Here is a 20,073-nt window from a genome sequence, read left to right as displayed (position 1 = left end):
GCAGGTGTAGCGGGTTGTTTGAGATAAATCAAGCGGTCGTTTTAAAAGCAGGGTGAAGCTAAAGGGTCGATTGTCCATTGTTCCTCCTTGGAGCCCCCGTCATGAGCGACTATCAACGTATTCTGCTGATTACCGATACCCACTGCCAGGCGACCCCCGCCCTGCATCGCGCGGCCACCCTGGCACGCGCCAGCAAGGCGGCTGTGCACCTGGTGCTCTTCGACTTTGTCGAGTCCATCGCGGCGATGACCCTGTTCAATCACGGCGCCGGCACCCTGGCCCGGGAAGGTTACCTGGACAAAAAGCGTGAAAAACTCGCCGAACTGTCCCACAGCCTCACCAACCAGGGCCTGGAGGTGAGCTACGACGTGGTCTGGTCGCAACACCCCCATGCGGCTATTCGCGACTACGTCAAGGACATCGAGGTCGACCTGGTGGTCAAGGACCTGCAGGTCGAGTCGCAGCTCAAATGCGCGTTGCTCGGTCCCACCGACTGGCACCTGGTGCGCCAGTGCAGCAAGCCGGTGATGCTGGTCCGGCACGATGCGCCGCCACGGCCGAAGAATTTCGTCGCGGCGGTGGCCCTGGAGAATGTCGGCGACGGCGAGACGACTCGCGACGATCAGGTGATTCACCTGGCCAGCGAACTGGCGATGATCTGCGACGCGGACCTGGAACTGCTGCACGCCTGCGATATTCTCGCCGGTTATGAGCTGATGCAGGAGTACCCGTGGGATTCGGATGCCGCGGCGGCCCTGCAGAAATTGCGTAGCCAGGCTTTCGACGACTTGGCCAGGGCGCATCAGGTACCCGGCCGCCGCCGCCATTTCCTGCTGGGGCAGGCGATCCAGCGGGTGGAGGAGTTTGTGCGCGAACGTGAGGTGGACACCCTGGTCATCGGTCGCTCCCAGGCCGATGCCTTTCCCTGGCTGGGCAGCTTTGCCGAGTCGCTGCTGTCGCAGCCACCCTGTTCCGTGCTGACCCTCGGTACCGACTCGCTCTGAGCGTTCAATCCGGTGCCCGCCGACCGGAGCGATCCGGCCGGCGGGCACTGTTGTTCACGGGGTGATAGCGATTTTCATTACACCGTCGCGCTGGTGGGCGAACAGCTCATAGGCCGCCTCGATATCGTCCAGTTTGAAGCGGTGGGTGACCAGCGGCTTGAGGTCGACGCTGCCGGCGGCCACCACGTCCATAAGCCGGCGCATGCGTTCCTTGCCGCCGGGGCAGAGGGTGGTGATGATCTGCTTGTCCCCCAGCCCGGCATTGAAGGCATCCAGCGGAATCCGCAGGTCGGAGGAGTAGACCCCCAGGCTCGAAAGACAGCCGCCCGGGCGCAGGACCCGCAGGGCGGATTCGAACGTGGTCTGGGTGCCCAGGGCCTCGATGGCGGCGTCGACGCCCCGGCCGCGGGTCAGGGCCATGATCTGCTCGACCGGATCGCCCTGGGTGAAGTCGACGATATGGGTCGCGCCCAGGCGGCGGGCCATGTCCTGGCGGGCCTTGATCGAGTCGACGCCGATGATGGTGCTCGCGCCCTTGAGCTTGGCCCCGGCCACGGCGCACAGGCCGATGGGGCCGAGGGCGAAGACCACCACGCTGTCGCCGATCTGGATCCCGGCCCGTTCGGCGCCGCTGAAACCGGTGGACATGATGTCCGGACACATCAGCACTTCTTCGTCGCTCAGGCCATCCGGCACCGGGCTGAGGTTGGCCATGGCGTCGGGGACCCGCACGTACTCGGCCTGGCAGCCATCGATCAGGTTGCCGAACTTCCAGCCGCCGGTGGCCTTGAATCCGTGGGCGGTGTCCGGACCATCCTGGGACGAGCAACCGCACAGGCAGGCGTAGCTGTGACCGCTGGGGGTGATGGCGCCGGCGATGACCCGCTGGCCCTCGTGGAAACCACTGACCGCCGAGCCGAGCTTCTCGATGATGCCCACCGGTTCATGGCCGATGATCAGCCCCGGCGCCACCGGGTATTCGCCCTTGAGGATATGCACGTCGGTGCCGCAGATCGTGGTGGTGGTGATACGGATCAGCGCATCCAGGGGGCCGATGGACGGGACCGGCTTGTCCTGTAGCACGATCCGGTTTTTTTCGACAAATACCGCCGCTTTCATCATCGCCATGATTTCACTCTCCATGAGCAGGATCGGATTGAAACAGCATGCTGCGACAACCCGCTTGCGGCGGTTTGATACAGATCAAGCCGGGCTTGCCGGCGGGTGGCGATCATTGGTGAGCACGCGGGCAAACCATCGGCACTTGATGTAAATCAAGGGCCTGCCGGCCGGGCACCGCAGAATCGGAGATGACCGATTCTCTTCGGGTGACCCCCTTCAATACTTGTCTCGTGAAGTCGTCGCCCGCTACCCGGTGCGCTCGACAGGGCGTGCCCTGGAGGTGTCCCTTGTCTTCACGTCCACGTTTGCTCCTGGTTGCTCCGTCCGAAATGACCCACAGCCCGGCCTTTGACCGCGCCCTGGCGCTGGCCAAGGCCATGAACGCCACGCTGACCCTGGTGGCCTTCGTCTATCTCGATGGGTTGCAGCAGCTCGATCTGCTTGACGCCGACCGGCAGGCGGAGATTCGCGAGGCCTATCTGCAGCGCTATCGCCAATGGCTGGAACAGGAGGCCGAGGCCATGCGCGGCGAGGGGGTCGAGGTGACGACCGAGGTCAAGTGGGACCAGCCGTCGCTGAGTGCCTTGTCCGGTTACGTGCGTTCGCAGCATCCGGATCTGCTGATCAAGGATGCCCATCAGGAATCGGCCCTCAAGCGGATTTTCTTCACCCCACTGGACTGGCGTTTGCTGTGTGACAGCCGGGCGCCGATCCACCTGGTCACCGCCCAGGGCATGCCCATACCGCGCAAGGTACTGGCCTGCGTCGATGTGTTGCGCGATGACGTCGCGACGCGGGAACTCAACGACCGGATCATCGACCAGGCCGCCCGCTTCGCCACGCACTGCAAGTGCCCGCTGCACCTGCTCGGGGTCTATGACTGGACGGCCCTGTATCTCGCCGATATCGGCATCGGCAAGGTGCCCGTTTCGGTCAGCCCCAGCTATGACGAGCGCAAGGCCAAATTCCTGCACCTGGCCGACAAACATGCCCTGCACAAGGACAACCGGCATTTCATTGTCGGCACGCCGGGAAAGGCCATCGTCGAGTTTGTCGGCCAGGACGTCTTTGATGTGCTGGTCATCGGTACCGTGACCCACCGCTCGCTCAACAAGCTGTTGGGCAGCACCACCGAAAGCCTGTTGTATCAACCCCCCTGCAGCCTGCTGGTGATCAAGCCTGTCGAACTGCCGGATTTCGCCCAGTAAATCGATGAACAGCGAGCGGCTGTCCGGCGCTCCGAACGTCCTGCCCCATGGAGGTGTGTCATGAGTCAATACCAGCGCCTGCTGCTGATCACCGATCAGCACCTGCCCCATTCCCCGGCCGCCAAGCGTGCCGCCGCGCTGGCGGCGGCCAGCGGCGCGGCCTTGCATATCACCGCGCTGGTCCAGCCACCGCCGCGTATCCACCTGATCGAATCGGGCATGGATGAACAGGCCCGCGCGGCGTACACGGATAAATACCGGGTCTGGCTGGAGGGGGCGACCGAAAGTTTGCGCGGTAGTGGCCTGCAACTGACCACCGAAGCGCTGTGGACCACCCAGCCCTTGCGCGACATCCTGGTTCACGCCCGCGAGATCAAACCCGACCTGCTGATCAAGGATGTCTACCTGGAGCCGCTGCTCAGGCGGGTCTTTACCACCCCGCTGGATTGGCAGCTGTTGCAGGAAAGTCCGGTGCCGGTGCACCTGGTCAACCAGATCGCCTCGGCATTGCCCCGGCGGGTAGTGGCGGCTGTCGACACCTCCACGGGGGACGAAGGCATCACCGAGTTCAACCGCAAGATCATCCGTGAGGCCGAAGCCCTGGCGCTGCAATGTGACGCCGAACTGCACTTGTTGTATGCCTACGACTTGTCGCCGGCGCTTATGGCCGACCCCAGTGTCACCGTGATCTGGATCGATGAGCTGCGTGCCGCGCTGCTGGAGCCGTTCACCCGGTTGGCGGACGACTATGGCGTGCCGGCCGAGCGCCGGCATTTCCTGATGGGCATGCCGGTGGGGGTGATCGCCGACTACGTGCAGGCCAATGGGATCGATGTGGTGGTGATGGGGGCGGTCCAGCCCAAGGGCCTGGGCAAGCTGATCGGCGATACCACCGAGCGGATCCTGCTGATTCCCGAATGCAGTGTACTGACGGTCAGGCCCGACTGAAGCCGGGGTTAACTGAAAAGCCCCTTGCCGGTAATCGGCAAGGGGCTTTTTCATAACGTCGGGGCCGAGCGTGTCAGAGGCTCAGCAGACCCTGCCAGAGCATCCAGGCGGCCACCGCCGCCGCCAGCCAGATCAGCACCAGCAGGCCCTTGGCGAAACCGTTGAGCGGTTTGCGCCCCGGGGTCAGCAGGTAGATCAGCGAGCCGGGGGCGTAGAGCAGGGCACTGAGCAGCAGGTACTTGGGACCGGCCGCGTACAACAGCCAGAAGCAGTAGACGCTGGCCACCAGGGAAATCGCCAGGTCGCGGCCGCTGAGGCTGTCGCGCCCGGCCTGGCCACGGTCCAGCCAGCTGACCTTGAGCGCATAGAGGCCGCTGAACAGATAGGGCAGCAGGATCATCGAGGTGGCCAGGGAGATCAGTGCCAGGTAGGTGGCATTGGCATACAACGTGAGGATCAGGAACAGCTGAATGCAACCGTTGGTGACCCACAGTGCATTGGCCGGTACGCCCTGGCCGTTTTCCTTGGACAGGACCTTTGGCATCACACTGGCCTTGGCCGGGCTGAACAGCGACTCGGCCGAGAGCAGGGTCCAGGCCAGCAGGGCGCCGCCCACGGAAACCATCAAGCCGAGGCTGATCATCATGCCGCCCCAGGGGCCGGCGATGGCTTGCAGCACACCGGCGGTGGAGGGGTTTTTCATGGCCGCCAGTTCGGGCTGGCCGAGGATGCCCAGCGACAGCAGCGAGACCGAAATCAGCAACAACAAGGTAATGGCAAAGCCAATGATGGTGGCCCGGCCGACGTTGACCCGTTCCGCCGCCCGGGCGGAATAGACATTGGCGCCTTCGATACCGATAAAGACCCAGACGGTGACCAGCATGGTGCTCTTGACCTGGTCGAGAATCGAGCCCAGGGCCGGTGCTCCCCAGAAACCGGCAACGAAGGTGTCAGGATGAAAGGCGAGCGCGGCGCAGCCGACAAACACCAGGATCGGCACGATCTTGGCGATGGTGGTGATGGCATTGGCCCGCGCCGCGGTGCGTATGCCACGCAGGATCATGAAGTGCATCGCCCAGAGCAGCAGCGAGGCGGCAATGATCGCCACCTTGTTGTTACCGTCGCCGAAGGCCGGGAAAAAATAGCTGGCGGCGGCGAACAGGATGACCAGGTAGCCGACGTTGCCGATCCAGGCGCTGATCCAGTAGCCCCAGGCCGAGTTGAAGCCGACGAAGTCGCCGCCCAGGGCCTTGGCGTAGGCGAAGACGCCGTTGTCCAGTTCCGGCTTGCGGTTGGACAGCATCTGGTAGACCAGGGCCAGGGACAGCATGCCGACCCCGGTGACCAGCCAGCCAATCAGGATCGCGCCGGCACCGGCACCGGCGGCCATGTTCTGCGGCAGGCTGTAGGCGCCGCTACCGATGATGGAGCCCACTACCAGGGCGATCAACAGGCTCAGGGACAGGCGCGCCGATTGTGCCAGCGTCGCCGGTTTCAATGAGGGTGTGGTCGTGCCGGGGGATGAGCTCTGTTGCAAGGGCGTTGCCATGATGACACCTCCAGGGTCGGGACGGGACGTTCGGGTGCACCGATCAGCAAAGGCGGTACGGTCTGAACGCATGGGGTGAATGTCTGCGCATGGGGCCCTGGGGCTGTTGATTTTTATCAAGACTTGAATGGATAGGCGTTCTGGTCTCCTGCAGTAGAGGTCGACGCATGAATTTTCTTCCTTTCCCCGCGTCGGGCATGGTTACAATCGGGGCTCCTGACACGCAAGAGCTCCCTTTAATGGTTTCGCCGAGGACTGACATGGACGTTGCAGACATACTGGTATTGCAAGCGAGTTACACCAACCCGGTACATGCCGAGGCGATTGGATTGGTGCTCAATCACTATGCCGAAGACCCGATGGGTGGGGGCCAGAGCCTCGCGCCGGATGTGCTGCAACAGCTGCCCGGCGAACTGGCCAAGCGGCCCCACGCCTTCAGCGTACTGGCCTTTGTCGGCGGCGAGCCGGCCGGGCTGGTGAACTGCTTCGAAGGCTTTTCCACCTTTGCCTGCCGGCCCCTGGTGAACGTGCATGATGTCTCGGTGGTGAGCAAGTTTCGCGGCCTCGGGCTGAGCCAGAAGATGCTGCAGAAGGTCGAGGACATCGCTCGTCAGCGCGGCTGCTGCAAGATCACCCTGGAGGTGCTGGAAGGCAACGGCGTGGCCCAGGCCTCCTACAAGAAATTCGGTTTCAGTGGGGCGCAGCTCGATCCGGAACACGGCCAGATGCTGTTCTGGAACAAGTCCCTCTAGTCCCGTTGCGCCACCCATGGCCCTCTGCCGGAGAGGGCCTATCCATCTACCGCACACGATGCCTGCCGGGAGGTTTGAATCCTCCCGGAGTCGTGGCCGGCAAACCGATGCACCCGGTAACGACTCGTTCCTATCATTCGAACGAGGACGTCAACCATGTCAACGCAGTCGCCGGTTCCGGACAGTCAACCGATGGATCCGACTTCGGTCGCCAAGGCACTTTTCGCCGATCGCCCCAGTTTGCTCTCGGTCGCGACACCGCTGGTTCAGGCGGTGTTGGACGAGCACTATGGCGAATTCGAACTGTCGGCCGAGCGGGTACGCCTCGCCGTGCCCTATTGGGTCTTGGCCCAGGGTATCGACGGTGCCCCGGCAGGGCATAACTATTACAGCCTCAGCGAGGTCATGGTCGAGCGCTTTGCCCTGCGGGTTCCGGTCTGGGGGGCTTCCAGGAGCCCGCGCCTGGAAACCCATAATCTGCTCTGGCGCGAGCAGCCACCGGCCGCGCGGAAACCCCTGGCGATCGATCTCGACGGGTTGCTCAAGCGCCTGGACCAGGCGGCGCGATCACGGCTGCTGGAGAACCTGAAGCAGCAACTGATCGAGCGCTGGAATCAGTCGCCGGAGGGGCACGGGCCGAGCCGTTGGGCGCGGCTGGCGGCGGCGATCGGACGCTTGCTCGTTCCGGGACAGACGCCTGGCCGCAGAGGGCTCCCCGACCTGAGTCGCCTGCCGTTCTACATGGGTTATGCGCCTGGCGATGCGCAGGGCGAAAGCCCGACCCTGGATATTCGCGCCTTCGAGACCCGGGTCTTCAGCGTGGATGCCCAGGGCCGACGCTACCCGGAGCTGTTTCCGGTGATCGACTTCCTGCGCTATGAAGAAAATCTACAGCCATTGCCCTATCCGCTCTATTTCCATCCGGGAGAGGGTGGCCTGCGCCAGGGCAAGATGGACAGTGCCGAGCTGGTCGCGATGCTGATCGGCAGCCGGACCGCCGGGCGCAATCTGGAAATAAGGGAGTCGCTTGTCTGGCGCTGGAATGAACCGGCCGAAGTCATCGGCGACAGCCTGGCAAAAGGCTTGCTCGAATATCAATTGCAGGCGCTGAGCGCGACGCCGCCGGGCGACTGGGAGGCCAGGGCGCATCTTCAGCGTTGGGTGGACGATATTACCGATCCGGGCAAGTGGTTCGCCGTGCCCGCGAGGACCCAGGATGCCAGTCGTTTCCAGGTGCTCAGGCAGGAGCGCTGCGGCCCGGCGGCCCTGGGGCTGACCAGCGAATCGCTGCCCGACTGGTTGCTGGGGGCCTCGCTTGCCGATCGTTCAAGCTACAGCGCTTTGCTGCGGGAGCTGGCACGTCAGCAGTGTGAGTCTGGAGGCCGGCATTTCCTCGAAGACATCGGCACCCTCAATGAATTCGCCGCGCGGCGATTGCAGGCGCTGATGCTCCAGGACTATCCCGGGACCCGTGTCATCGACCCGAATGTAATCAAGCTCACTATCGACAAACTCGACTATAGCGCTACCCAGACCCTCGACCCGCAACAGGCGCAGGTCACGGTGCCGGTCGATATGACGCTGGTGGAACTGGCGTTGGCCAACCTGGGGGGCATGCGCCATACCGGTATGCGGATTCGCATCGAGGTGCGCGGGTTGCCGGAGCCCGTCCCGCGGTGGATGACTGCGGATTACCTGCGCGGCCTGGTGACCCGCGCCGACATCGGCCAGGCCTACCCGGACCTGCTCAAGGAGCATTTGATCACTGATGTCGCCGAGGCCCGGCGGCGCGAGGCGTTGTTCGTTGCGCAGTGGCGGGTGCGTTTGCCGCTCCAGGCCCTGGAGTTGAAGATCAAGGGAGCATCGGGTTTCAGCCTCGACGGCTTTCGTTACGTGCAGGCGCTGGTCCAACCGGCGGGTCCGGGGCGCTTTGTCGATACCGTGGAAATCGTCCTGCGGCCCCTGGCGTTCAAGGCCAGGGACGACTGGCAGGCGGACGAGGTGCAGGCGATGTTCCTGATCGGTCCACGGGATATGAGCCGCGGCCCGTTGATCCTGTACCGCCCGTTGTTCCTGCAACAACCGCTGCGCCAATTCGAAACCCGCCAGGCGTTGCTCGCCGCGATCCGCCAGCCCGGCGATCTGCAGCGCAGCGTCTTGACCTGGATGAGCGAAACGGCACGACAGCGTTATGACCATGGCGGTTTCGATGCAGCGCATATCGAGCAATTCCTCGGCGGCGACGAGTTCGCGCCGGCACCGTCCAGGCCCGTCCCCACAACGCTCGCCGAGGGCATCATCGAAGGTGACTATCTGCCGGCGATCTTCGCCGCCATGGTCAAGGCCCAGGTCGAGCAGGCCGACCGGCAGTCGGTGTCCAATGCCGAGCAGCGCTGGGCGGACTGGAAGGAGGGCGCCTGGCGGGTGCTGCTGGGCATCACCCAACTACCGTTTGCCGGCCTGCTGCCTTATGTCGGGCGTCTGGTGGAGGTGCTCGGCTGGCTGGTGGTCCTGAAGATCGGTCACGACGATCTACGGGCACTGGACAGCGACAATCGGGCGGAACAGTCGGCGGGAGCGGCGGACCTGTTGTTCAATCTCGCGGCCTTGCTGCTGCACTATCGCGCCGCTTCCGCCCCGGGTGAAACCGAGGCGCCACCGTTACCCAGGCCTGCGCCGCCGCGCGCGGAAGCGTTGCCCGCGCCGACCATCGCGCGGGCGCCCGACTTGCCCCGAGTCGAATTGAGTGCGTGGTCGATGTCGGGCTGGCCAATCCCCGATTCGTTGATGAGGCGGGTCCGCGCCTATCGTCTGCGTGCGTTTGACAAGCCGGCATCGGCCTTGACCGAACTGGGTCGCGTGGCGGACTCGGGGCCGGCTCGGGGATTGGTCCATATCGAGGATGCCGGCAAGGGCAAATGGTGCGCCTTGATCCAGGGTGATCTTTACGAGGTGGCCTGGGAGGCCGACGAGGAGGGCATCAGAGTCGTCGACGAGCACGGCAATGCCGGACCCTGGGTGTGCAGCGACGAGCAGGGGCGCTGGAGCCTGGATATGCGTTTACGCGGCGGCAGTCCGCCCAAGCGGGCCCAGGCCGGTGGTGGGCAAAACCTCGTCGAGGCGCGCGAGACACTGATAGCACTCAACCAGCAGACCAAGGATAGCGAGCCGTCGATCAGCAGCAGTGTCAAGCGCTGGAGGCTGGCGACCGAGGGCGAGACGGCCAAGCGGGTCACCTACGAGCGTCGAACCGCACTGCTTGGCGAGATGACCGCCTTGCTGGAGGAAAATCTGCAGAACTACCGCCAACAACTGGACCTGAGCAAAAAGTTGATGGCCGATACCCGGCTGATCAAGGCTGCGCGGCCCTTTCAGATCAATGCGCTGGACAACGGGGTGATGGGACTGCAGACCTTGCTCCATGCCCAGCAGACCTGGTTGTTGGAACGACTGGGTATGCCCTATTCGAGGGCTTCCCAACTGCCTGAAGCAGAGCAGTTGGCACCGGCTTTGGTCCAGGCCGAGTGGGAGCGTGATGCCACGGCCACTGATAAGGCGGTCGACTGGGCCCTTTGGCAGAAGGACTGGCTCGATCAACTGAGACAGATACGCGACGGCCGGGAGAATTATCAGCGGCTGATTAAGACGGTCGGCTGGGGCTCCATCGAGGTGGAAGTGCGCGCCTGGAAGATTGCGCAGTTGAAGAACCGTTTTGCCCTGGGCGAGCTGACGCCCGAGCATCTCGGGCAGGAAATGTTTGAGGACATCTGGGATCAGATCCATCGCTCGTATGTGTCCTATTACTCCTCTCTCGATGCCCTTGATGAGGTCAAATTGTTGACCGGCGAGCGTATCGAGCTGCTGGAGTCGGTTGTCGAGCAATCCGGTGATCTACTGGAAAAGCTCGAGTTCTATCTGGCGACGCTGGTCAGTCGTCGCCTGCCCACGGAAAAGCTCGACCAGGTGCTCGCGGCACTGAAGGCACTCGGGCAGGAGACCCGGGAAGATCTGCGCCTGTTGCTGGGCCAGGATGATTGGGAGCTGCCGCCGATGCCTGTTGCTGGCCCATCGTCCAAGAAGACCACGAGAAAAGTCATCCGTACGCGCCACCGGCAACTGCTGTCCGGTGAGGTCCAGGCACCGGCATCGGCGGATGGCGAAGAGACCGTGCAGGTCAGCGATGTCTATGGGCAGGTGATCGAGACCTACCGGAAAAATACCGCCGATGGGCTCTGGGAAGCGGTCGTCGCTCCGGACAAACCGGCCAGGCCGGCGGTGATCAGGCCCGAGGTCGGACTGGAAAAACGGGTGTCCAACGCGCGCCAACTGCTCAACGACGAAGCGTCGGCGATCGATCGGGTCATGCGCCAGGCCGTGCGCTCCAATGCGCCCAGGGCGCAGGAGGACATCCTGCGCTTGCAGGCCGAGGCGATGGAGCACCAGGCCACGGAGATCGACAAGCTCCTCGGCGTGGCGCAAACGCCGCCGCGCAATCCGGAGCGGGTCAGGAATGCCCAGGCGGTGGCGCAGCAACTGCGTGACGCAGCACCGAGACTGCGGGCTTCCGGGCAGTACGCACGGATCCTCGCGATCAAGGCCAACCCACCGGAAATGCCGCGTATCGACTACCTGTTGGGGCTGGGCGAAGTGAGCATCCGCAAGGAAGGCGAGCGGATCCCGCTCGGCAAGAATGATTTCCTGCAGGAGTATGCGTTGCTCGACAAGGACGGCAAGCCGCTGTGGTACGCGCACTTTCATTACCCGAGCCTGTCGGCACTCGACTCGGCCTTCGGTGCCGCCCACTTGAAAACCCTCGAGCAGCGCAAGCTCGGCGGCAAGTACCAGTCGCTGGAGCAGGAAAAGGCCTTCAAGAAGATCCAGACGGGGAAGGGGGGCAGTGCCAACCTGGCGTTGCAGATCTATCGCAGCCGGATCGACCTGGCGGCGGCGCAACAGTATTTTTTCCCGGTGCCCGCGAACCCGGTTGATTGAGCCGCGTGACGCGGTATAGCCCGCTACCGCGCGAGGGCTGACCGGTTCCTGTTAGCTGGCCGCTTTCCCATGTCAAGGATTGCGGCCTCATGATCTCCCTGCCGACCTCGCTGGAGACTTCACTTCAACACTACCGAAACACCGCCCGCACGCTTTTCGCCGCTCGACCGACACTGTCGTCGGTGGTGGACTCGCTGGTGCAGGCGGCGCTGGACCAACAGGCTCCCGACCTCAGGGTTCAGGGGCAACGGATCCAGGCTGAAACCCTCTGGCTCGGAGAGCGGGAGCCGGCCTCCCGCTATCGATACAGCGGCTTGTCCGAAGTCCTGTTGCGGCGCTTCAGCGAAGGCTGGAGCCCGCGTTATGACGCTCCCGATTCGATACTGGTGAGCCGGGCACCCGGCTCGCCGGTGGAGGTTGCGGTCACTACGGTGGACCTGAAACGGTTGGGCGCGACGCTTGATGATTGGGGCGATGCCCTGCTCGAAGTCTTCAAGGCACAACTGGTTGCGTTCTGGAATGAACCGGTGCCCGGCTGGGCGGGCAAGGTCCCGGGCTCGGACGCCTGGGTGCCTGGTTGGGATCGGCACGCGCCGGAGATTCCCAGCCGTTGCGCGGCCCTCTCGAACCTGCTGTTCGTTTCGATGTACGGCACTGGCAGCATGCCCAATAGCCAGGCGCTCCAGGCCAGCCAGAGGTTGCCCAAGGCGCTGGTCAGCGAAGACCAGTCGATCCGTGACAGCCTGCTGGGCAAGAATGCCCTGGCGGCTTATCTGCTGCATGCCAAGGGCCGGCGGCAACGGCTTGGCGTCACGCCCGTCGCGGTGGTTTTCGCCCGCCAGCTGTCAGCCTCGGAATTTGCCTATTTCCTGCTCCGCCCGGGTCATGACGTAAAGCGTTTGCAGCCAGTCGATGAGCTCTGGACGCTATTGCGTGGTCAGGTGCCGGACCCCGGGAAGGTCGACCTGATCCCCTCGCAGCTGAATGTCTTCGACAACCTGGCCGGGGCCTTGCTGGAAAACCAGTTGCGCGCGCTGGAGCGTTTGCCGCGCGGTGTTACGCAGGGAGCTGGCGAGTCCTGGTCGGCGCGCGTCGAGCGCATCACTGATCCGGGAGACTGGTTTGCTACGCCCGCACCCGCGCCGCTCACCCCTCTGCAACGGCGGGTGCGCGAGGTGGCGCCGCTGTGGCTGCTGAATGCCGGGGAGGCGGACCGGCGCGGTTATGCCGGGTTGTTATCGACCTTGGTCGCGGCACTGGGCAAGTCTTCGTCCCACAGTATTTTCGACGAGGTGGCTTCACTGTCGCGCTTTAGCCGACAGGCGCTGAGGGCGGCCATGGCGCGGCGGCATCCGCGGATGCCGGAGATCCGCATGCAGGATATCCAGCTGACGCTGGAGAAGTACCGGCGCAAGCCGCTGTTGCCGGACGTGCTGGGTGAGTTCGAGGAAGTCCAGTTGACGCTGCCCGAACTGGCGCTGGAAAACCTCGATGATTTTCGTTTCGGCGCGACGCGGATGCGTGTCCGGCTCGCCGCTGATGTGCCGCTACCGGACTGGATGACGGCCGACTATCTACTGGAACTGATCGCCGAGGTGGATATCGGTGCCGGCTACCCGGCCTACCTGCGGCAGCGGCTGTTGGACGATACGCGGTATGCGGTGTTCCGCCAGCAACGCTTTTTCCACCAGATCCAGGCCCAACTGCCCCTGGCGGCATTGGAACTCAAGCTCCGTGGCGAACAGGGGATGACCGAAATGGGCTATCGGCTGGTCAGGGCGATGTTGGCGTTCGACGCCCGTGATCGCCAGGTCGACGGCCTGCCGATCGTGCTCCGGCCGCTGGCCTTTCTGGCCAGTCCTAGGGCGAGCCCGGACAAGGCTGCGGGCATGTTTCTTATCGAGCCCCGGGATACCCGCCGGGGCCCGCATCTGCTTTACCGTCCGTTGTTCGACCCGCCCCTGGGCGAGTATGTCAGCCGGCCGGCGCTGCTGGAGGCAGTCGGGCAATCGGGAGCCTTGCAGGACAGTGTGCTGGCCTGGCTCCCCGCCAATCGACGTGCGGTGTATGCCAACGGCGGTTTCCGCCAGCCCCATCTCGGCTCGGTCCTGCCGGGTGATGAAGCCGCGCCGTTGCCGGCACCGGCGGCACCGGCAACCCTGGGCGGCGAGGAAGTCGCCGAGGACTATGTCCACCATCTGTTTCATGCCTGCATCAACGCGGTGATCCGCCAGGCCGATATGCAGTTGTGGTCGAATGCGGAAAAACGTTGGGCGCGGTTGAAGGACAGCGGATGGCAGCTGTTCAGCTCGATGCTGATGTTTGCCAGCGGCCCGTTGACCCAGGCCAGCTGGTTGATCCTGCTCTACCGGGGGATTCGCCAGGACCTGCCGGCGTTGCAGGGCGACGACGAGGATGCCCGGGCCCAGGGCTGGGCCGATATGCTGAGCAACCTGGCGGCGGTTCTGTTGCATGAGGTGACGGCGGATGAGCGCGAGCCGTTGCCGGAGTCGTTTACCACCCCGGAGTCGGCGGATCAGCGCGAGCCCTTGGCGATCGAGGGGGAGGTGTCGCTTGAGCGGATCACAGCGCCTCCGACTTCCGACGATTCGCCACCACTGCCTTTCGACTTGTCCTGGTCGAATCCGCGTCAGGCCCTGTCGATGGCCTCGCGCAAAGCCCTGGAGAAGTTCAGTGTCAGGGGCTTCGACACGCCGCCGCGACTCGATGGCCTTGGTTCGGTTTCCGCAAGCGGTCCGAACAAGGGACTGGTGCATCTCGGGGGCCCCGGGGACACGGGCTGGCACGCGCTGATCGAGAATGCCCTGTATCAGGTCGCGTGGAGTGATGACGGGCCCCGTGTGGTCGATGCTTCAGGCGTTCCGGGGCCGTTTCTGGAGCGCGATGAGCAAGGTCGCTGGCGCTTCGATCTGCGTCTGCGCCTGCGCGGTGGCAGCGGCCGCGAAACCGTTCAGGCGCGCCTGCAGCGCAAACTGCGCGACCGGGTCAGCGCGCTGCACGAGCAAATGACCCAGGCTTCGGCGCGCATCGGCACCCTGTTGAACGACGCCGAAATACTGCGCAAGCGTCTTGAGACCATGAGCGAGGGCAAGACCGCGAAGAACTTCAGCGACCGACAGCGCAGTGACAAACGTCGCGAATACCTGGGCAAGCTGGAGGGCTTGCAGGTGGCCCTCGAAGAAAAGATCCGCCTTATCAAGGCGTTCAATGACAATCGCCAGGTGGTGCCCAAATCGGCGACGCTGGTGGCCGCCTTGGCCGACAGCGTGCGCAATTGCCGGACATTGTTGAACCTGTCCCTGGCGGTGGGCCGCGAAGGCAGCCTGAGTGCCCGGGAGATCAACGAGATGATCGCCGCCGACTCGGATGCCCGTTATGCCCAGGTCGTCGCCAACCTGAAGAACAATGTCGAGATCACCGACAAGCAGATCCTCTGGAGCACCCGGGAATATGCCGCGCTCGATGAGTTGCGGGCGCTTCCCGAACTGGGGCCGGCGCAAGCCGCCGCACTGCAGCAGGCACCGGTGCAGCCGTTCACCCCGTTGGATTGGCAGGCGGTGCAACTGTCGACCCTGCTGGCCTTGACCCTGGACGAACTGCCCTTGCAGATCACCTTGCAAATGGACGATCAGATTTTCGCGGCCATCAAGCACAGCGCCGAGCAAACCCGGTACGTGACCAACACCATCAATCGCCTGAGTGCCGAAGATCCGCGCCAGGACCGCATCGATGCCTTGCTGACGGCCGTCAATCGCTACGATGAGACCCACGACTTGCTGAATTATTTGCAGGGCCTGATGCCGCAACAGCGCCTGCTCGAATACGCCACGCGCCTGTCGAGGCTGCTGGCGCAGTTGCGTGAAGGGGCGCTGAACAGACTGTTCGAATTATGGGAAGAGGCCGCGCCGGCCGAACCCGATCCCGTGCCCAGGCCCGCTCCGGTGGCTGGCGGCACGCGCAAGAAGTTTATCCGCACCCGCAACCGTGAAGTGTTTGTCGGCCGGGTATGCGAGCGTACGCCCGAACAGGAGGATGAGATCGTCGAGATCACCGATCCCAACGGCGCACTGGTGTCGGCCTTCAAGGAGAACAAGGAGGATGCCCGGGACACCTTCTGGGAGGAAGTGAAGGCCGAGCCGGCACCGCCGATCCCGCGCAAGGTCGGACTGTCCCGGCTGGTGACCCAGGGTCAGGCCGAGCGCGAGGGTGTCGAGGCCTTGATTCGCCAGGTGATGGCGTTGACCGGAACCTCCAAGGACCCCCGCGACCTGCAAGGTATCCTGGAGCTGAAGGCGCAGAAACTGAACGCCTTGGCGGACGATATCCAACAGGCCCTCACTGAGAGCGGCGGGACATCGGCGCCCATGAAAACCGCTCAAACGCTCAAGGACAGCTTGCGCCGCGAAGCCGCCGGGCTGATCGCCGAAGGGCGTCAGGCGCGTATCACCGCGATCAAGCGCAATCCCCCGCGGTTGGCGCGCCTGCAGTATCTGAAAGAGCAGGACCAGGTGGATATTCACCGCGCCGGCGGGCGACAGGCGCAGGAACAGGGCGGTTTCCTGCAAGAGTATGTGGTCAGCCACAAGGATGGCCGCCCCCTGTGGTACGCGCATTTCCATTACCCGGCAGCCACCACGGCGGATGCCGGGTTTGTCAGCGCGCATCTCAAGACCCTTGCGCAACGGCGCCTGGGCAGCAAGGCCCAGGCCACGGCCCGGCACCGGGCGGCGACGAGGATCGAGGCCGGGCAGGGCGGCCGGGCGCAGTTGACGCTGGATATCCACCGGGGCCAGATCCTCGACAAGCCTGTGGCCCAGGCGCTGTTTTTCAATACTGGCGAAGTGGATAGAGCCACTTGAAAACAGGCCGCTTGGCGTCTGCAATCAGTGTCCCGACCGATATCGAGACAGACATCCGCCTGCCGCTGGGCTAAGGTGTGTCAGAGCTTTTTCATCGATATCGGGAGTACCCTGCATGCAACTGGGAATCATCGGACTGGGCCGCATGGGCGGCAATATCGCGCGGCGCCTGATGCTTGATGGCCATCAGACAGTGGTGTATGACCGCAATACCGACTTCGTCAGCACCCTGGCTAAAGAGGGCGCCAGTGGCGTCGCCGACCTGTCGGCGCTGGTGGCCGGCCTGGATAAACCGCGCGCGGTCTGGGTGATGCTGCCGGCCGGTGCGCCGACCGAGGACACCATTGCCGAACTGAGTAAACTGCTGGACGCCGGCGATGTGATCATCGACGGCGGCAATACTTTCTACAAGGACGATATCCGTCGCGGCCAGGAGCTGGCGCAAAAGGGCATCGACTATATTGATGTCGGCACTTCCGGTGGGGTCTGGGGCCTGGAGCGCGGTTACTGCATGATGATCGGCGGTGACGCCAAGGTGGTCGAACGCCTCGATCCGCTGTTCGCCAGCCTGGCCCCCGGGATCGGCAGCATTCCCCGCACCCGCGACCGGGTCAGCGCCGACGACCGCGCCGAGCGCGGTTATATCCATGCCGGCCCGCCGGGCTCCGGGCACTTCGTCAAGATGATCCACAACGGCATCGAGTACGGCATGATGCAGGCCTTCGCCGAGGGCTTCGACATCCTCAAGACCAAGAACTCGCCGAGCCTGCCCGAGGACCAGCGTTTCGACCTGAACCTGGGGGATATCGCCGAAGTCTGGCGGCGCGGCAGCGTGGTTTCGTCCTGGCTGCTGGACCTGACCGCCGACGCCCTGGCCAGTGACCCGAAACTCGACGGTTACAGCGGCGCGGTGGCCGACAGCGGCGAAGGGCGTTGGACCATCGAGGCGGCCATGGAACAAGCGGTGCCGGTCCCGGTGCTGTCCAATTCGCTGTTTGCCCGCTTCCGCTCCCGCCAGCAAAGCACCTATGGTGACAAACTGCTGTCGGCCATGCGCTTCGGCTTCGGCGGCCATGTGGAGACACCGAAAAAATGAATGCCTCCCGTAGCAAGCGCAAGGTAGAGCCCCCGCCGCCGACCACGCTGTTTCTGTTCGGTGCCCATGGGGACCTGGTCAAGCGCCTGTTGATGCCGGCGCTCTACAACCTGACCCGCGATGGTCTGCTGGGCGATAACCTGCATATCGTCGGGGTCGATCACAACGCCATCAGCGATGCCGATTTCGCCAAGAAACTCGAAGACTTCAGTCGCGCCGAAGTCGCGGCCAAGACCGGGGAAGGCGCGGAGACCGCGCTGGATGCCGAACTCTGGAAGCGCCTGGCCAAACACATCAGTTACGTGCAGGGCGACTTCCTCGACGACGCGACCTATGTCGCCCTGGGCGAGAAAATCATCGCCAGCGGCACGGGCAACGCGATGTTCTACCTGGCCACCGCGCCGCGCTTCTTCAGCGAAGTGGCGCGGCGCCTGGGCGCGGCCGGCTTGCTGGAGGAAAGCGACGGGGTGTTTCGTCGGGTGGTGATCGAAAAACCCTTCGGTTCCGACCTGGCCACCGCCGAAGCCTTGAACGCCCGCCTGCTCAAGGTGATGAGCGAGAAGCAGATCTATCGCATCGACCATTACCTGGGCAAGGAAACCGTGCAGAACATCCTGGTCAGCCGTTTCTCCAGCGGTCTGTTCGAAGCGTTCTGGAACAACCATTACATCGACCATGTGCAGATCACCGCCGCCGAGACCGTCGGCGTCGAGACCCGTGGCAGTTTCTACGAACACACCGGCGCCCTGCGGGACATGGTGCCCAATCACCTGTTCCAGTTGCTGGCGATGGTGGCGATGGAGCCACCGGCGGCGTTCGGTGCCGATGCGGTACGCGGTGAAAAGGCCAAGGTGGTCGGCGCGATCCGTCCCTGGACGGTCGAGGAGGCCCGGGCCAATTCGGTGCGCGGCCAGTACCAGGCCGGCGAACTGGGCGGCAAGGCCGTGCCCGGTTATCGTGAAGAAAGCAACGTGGCGCCCGAAAGCAACACCGAGACCTATGTCGCGCTCAAGGTGATGATCGACAACTGGCGCTGGGTCGGCGTGCCGTTCTATCTGCGCACCGGCAAGCGCATGAATGTGCGCAACACGGAAATCGCCATCTGCTTCAAGCCGGCGCCCTATGCGCAGTTCCGCGACACCGAGGTCGAGCGCCTGCAGCCGACCTACCTGAAGATCCAGATCCAGCCCAACGAAGGCATGTGGTTCGACCTGCTGGCCAAGCGTCCGGGGCCGGCACTGGAAATGACCAATGTCGAGCTGGGTTTTGCCTACAAGGACTTCTTCGAGATGCAGCCGTCCACCGGCTATGAAACCCTGATCTACGATTGCCTGACCGGTGACCAGACGCTGTTCCAGCGCGCCGACAATATCGAGAACGGCTGGCGGGCGGTGCAGCCGTTCCTCGATGCCTGGGGCGAGGATGATCAGGTGCAGGGCTACAAGGCCGGGGAAAACGGCCCCGAAGCCGCCGACGAGTTGCTGGCCCGTGACGGCCGTGTCTGGCGCAGCCTCGGATGAAGGCGGTGGTGCGGTATCCGATCCGTTTGCTGCTCAGCGATATGGACGGCACCTTGTTGGGGCCCGATCACAGCCTCAGTCCGCGCACGGTCGAGGCCGTGGAGGCGTTGCGCGCGGCGGGGGTGTTTTTCAGCCTCGCCACCGGACGCCCGCCGCGGGCCATGCGCCAGCAGATCGAGGCGCTGGGGGTGGATATTCCCACTGCGGCGTTCAATGGCGGCACGCTGGTCAACCCCGACGGCAGTTACCTGGTGACGCATTACATCCCCCGCGAAGCGGCGGTGACCACCCTGGAGTTGTTGTCGCGGCATGAGGAGGTTGAGGTCTGGGTGTTTGCCGACAACCATTGGCTGCTGCGTAACCCCCACGGCACCATGGTCCCTCGGGAGCAGCATGCACTGGGTTATGCGCCGACGGTGGTGGACGATTTCACGGCGTACCTCGACCGCATCGACAAGATTGTCGGCGCCAGTGGCAACGGACAATTGCTGATTGACCTGGAGTCGGTGTTGCAGCCGTTGGTGGCGGAGCAGGCGCTGGCCAGTCGATCGCAGCGTTCCTACCTGGATATCACCGCGATGCAGGCGAACAAGGGCGAGGCGTTGCTGACGTTGGCCAAATACCTTGGCGTGCCCTTGGAGCAGACGGCGGCCATCGGCGATGGCGGCAACGACCCGGCGATGTTCCACCGGGCGGGGTTGGCGATTGCCATGGGGCAGGCGGAGGAGGTGGTCAAGCGTCAGGCGGATGTGGTCACTGGTAGCAATAGCGAGGATGGTGCGGCGCAGGCCATTGAGCAGTTTATTCTGGCCAGGCGATAGATCAGCTGTGGATGGCCGCCTCTGGCGGTTCGCGGGCAAGCACCGCTCCCACAATGTCCGAGCCGCTCCCGGTTTTGCGTACGACGAAAAACCTGTGGGAGCGGTGCTTGCCCGCGAACCGCCGCAGGCGGCCATTCCCCTCCCGAGCCGAAGAACTGCCCGGTCCTGCTTTTGGCACATC

The 20,073-nt window shown here is 64.0% G+C and carries 11 protein-coding genes; 9 read left to right on the top strand and 2 right to left on the bottom strand.

Annotation, left to right across the window (positions count from 1 at the left end):
- Positions 1–101: 101 nt before the first annotated feature.
- Complete coding sequence (locus M5C01_RS00170) at positions 102–1,004, top strand: universal stress protein (protein ID WP_152736919.1); 903 nt, start codon at positions 102–104, stop codon at positions 1,002–1,004.
- 54 nt (positions 1,005–1,058) lie between these two features.
- Here M5C01_RS00170 and M5C01_RS00165 read toward each other — a convergent pair whose 3' ends face one another.
- Complete coding sequence (locus M5C01_RS00165; protein WP_103494809.1) at positions 1,059–2,132, bottom strand: NAD(P)-dependent alcohol dehydrogenase; 1,074 nt, start codon at positions 2,130–2,132, stop codon at positions 1,059–1,061.
- A 281-nt stretch (positions 2,133–2,413) separates the two neighbouring features.
- On the opposite strand from M5C01_RS00165, the gene M5C01_RS00160 reads away from it, so the two are divergent.
- Entirely contained in the window at positions 2,414–3,334 is a 921-nt protein-coding gene (locus tag M5C01_RS00160) for a universal stress protein (RefSeq protein WP_177102914.1), read from the top strand.
- 60 nt (positions 3,335–3,394) lie between these two features.
- Positions 3,395–4,282 carry a universal stress protein gene (locus M5C01_RS00155; protein ID WP_152736917.1) on the top strand — a complete coding sequence of 296 codons (888 nt, stop codon included), beginning with the start codon at positions 3,395–3,397 and terminating at the stop codon, positions 4,280–4,282.
- A gap of 73 nt (positions 4,283–4,355) precedes the next feature.
- Here M5C01_RS00155 and M5C01_RS00150 read toward each other — a convergent pair whose 3' ends face one another.
- Entirely contained in the window at positions 4,356–5,765 is a 1,410-nt protein-coding gene (locus M5C01_RS00150) for a basic amino acid/polyamine antiporter (protein WP_248764276.1), read from the bottom strand.
- Positions 5,766–6,091: 326 nt separating this feature from the next.
- Here M5C01_RS00150 and M5C01_RS00145 point away from each other — a divergent pair, with 326 nt between their 5' ends.
- The 6 genes from M5C01_RS00145 to M5C01_RS00120 all read left to right on the top strand — a co-directional run bounded on the left by M5C01_RS00145 (position 6,092) and on the right by M5C01_RS00120 (position 19,892).
- Complete coding sequence (locus M5C01_RS00145) at positions 6,092–6,583, top strand: GNAT family N-acetyltransferase (protein WP_103494805.1); 492 nt, start codon at positions 6,092–6,094, stop codon at positions 6,581–6,583.
- A 156-nt stretch (positions 6,584–6,739) separates the two neighbouring features.
- The gene (locus M5C01_RS00140) at positions 6,740–11,575 is read left to right on the top strand and encodes a DUF6543 domain-containing protein (protein WP_152736915.1); all 4,836 of its coding nucleotides are present in this window, start codon (positions 6,740–6,742) and stop codon (positions 11,573–11,575) included.
- 89 nt (positions 11,576–11,664) lie between these two features.
- Positions 11,665–16,455, top strand: a complete 4,791-nt coding sequence (locus M5C01_RS00135; protein WP_152736914.1) for a hypothetical protein — start codon at positions 11,665–11,667, stop codon at positions 16,453–16,455.
- Positions 16,456–16,570: 115 nt separating this feature from the next.
- The gene (gene gnd / locus M5C01_RS00130) at positions 16,571–17,551 is read left to right on the top strand and encodes a phosphogluconate dehydrogenase (NAD(+)-dependent, decarboxylating) (RefSeq protein WP_103494802.1); all 981 of its coding nucleotides are present in this window, start codon (positions 16,571–16,573) and stop codon (positions 17,549–17,551) included.
- The gene (gene zwf, locus M5C01_RS00125) at positions 17,548–19,071 is read left to right on the top strand and encodes a glucose-6-phosphate dehydrogenase (RefSeq protein WP_152736913.1); all 1,524 of its coding nucleotides are present in this window, start codon (positions 17,548–17,550) and stop codon (positions 19,069–19,071) included. The genes gnd and zwf overlap by 4 nt, the downstream gene beginning before the upstream one ends.
- Positions 19,068–19,892 carry an HAD family hydrolase gene (locus M5C01_RS00120; protein ID WP_152736912.1) on the top strand — a complete coding sequence of 275 codons (825 nt, stop codon included), beginning with the start codon at positions 19,068–19,070 and terminating at the stop codon, positions 19,890–19,892. Before zwf ends, M5C01_RS00120 begins: the two co-directional genes overlap by 4 nt.
- Positions 19,893–20,073 lie beyond the last annotated feature (181 nt).

The organism is Pseudomonas sp. MWU12-2319 (assembly GCF_023242525.1).
In the GTDB taxonomy this organism is placed as follows: domain Bacteria; phylum Pseudomonadota; class Gammaproteobacteria; order Pseudomonadales; family Pseudomonadaceae; genus Aquipseudomonas; species Aquipseudomonas gingeri_D.
This window is presented reverse-complemented; position numbering and strand designations above follow the sequence as displayed.

Excerpts from the sequence above, each read along its gene's own strand:
- M5C01_RS00170 (WP_152736919.1), top strand. The coding sequence starts at position 102 with ATGAGCGACTATCAACGTATTCTGCTGATTACCGATACCCACTGCCAG.
- M5C01_RS00165 (WP_103494809.1), bottom strand. The coding sequence starts at position 2,132 with ATGGCGATGATGAAAGCGGCGGTATTTGTCGAAAAAAACCGGATCGTG.
- M5C01_RS00155 (WP_152736917.1), top strand. The coding sequence starts at position 3,395 with ATGAGTCAATACCAGCGCCTGCTGCTGATCACCGATCAGCACCTGCCC.
- M5C01_RS00145 (WP_103494805.1), top strand. The coding sequence starts at position 6,092 with ATGGACGTTGCAGACATACTGGTATTGCAAGCGAGTTACACCAACCCG.
- M5C01_RS00140 (WP_152736915.1), top strand. The coding sequence starts at position 6,740 with ATGTCAACGCAGTCGCCGGTTCCGGACAGTCAACCGATGGATCCGACT.
- M5C01_RS00135 (WP_152736914.1), top strand. The coding sequence starts at position 11,665 with ATGATCTCCCTGCCGACCTCGCTGGAGACTTCACTTCAACACTACCGA.
- gnd (WP_103494802.1), top strand. The coding sequence starts at position 16,571 with ATGCAACTGGGAATCATCGGACTGGGCCGCATGGGCGGCAATATCGCG.
- zwf (WP_152736913.1), top strand. The coding sequence starts at position 17,548 with ATGAATGCCTCCCGTAGCAAGCGCAAGGTAGAGCCCCCGCCGCCGACC.
- M5C01_RS00120 (WP_152736912.1), top strand. The coding sequence starts at position 19,068 with ATGAAGGCGGTGGTGCGGTATCCGATCCGTTTGCTGCTCAGCGATATG.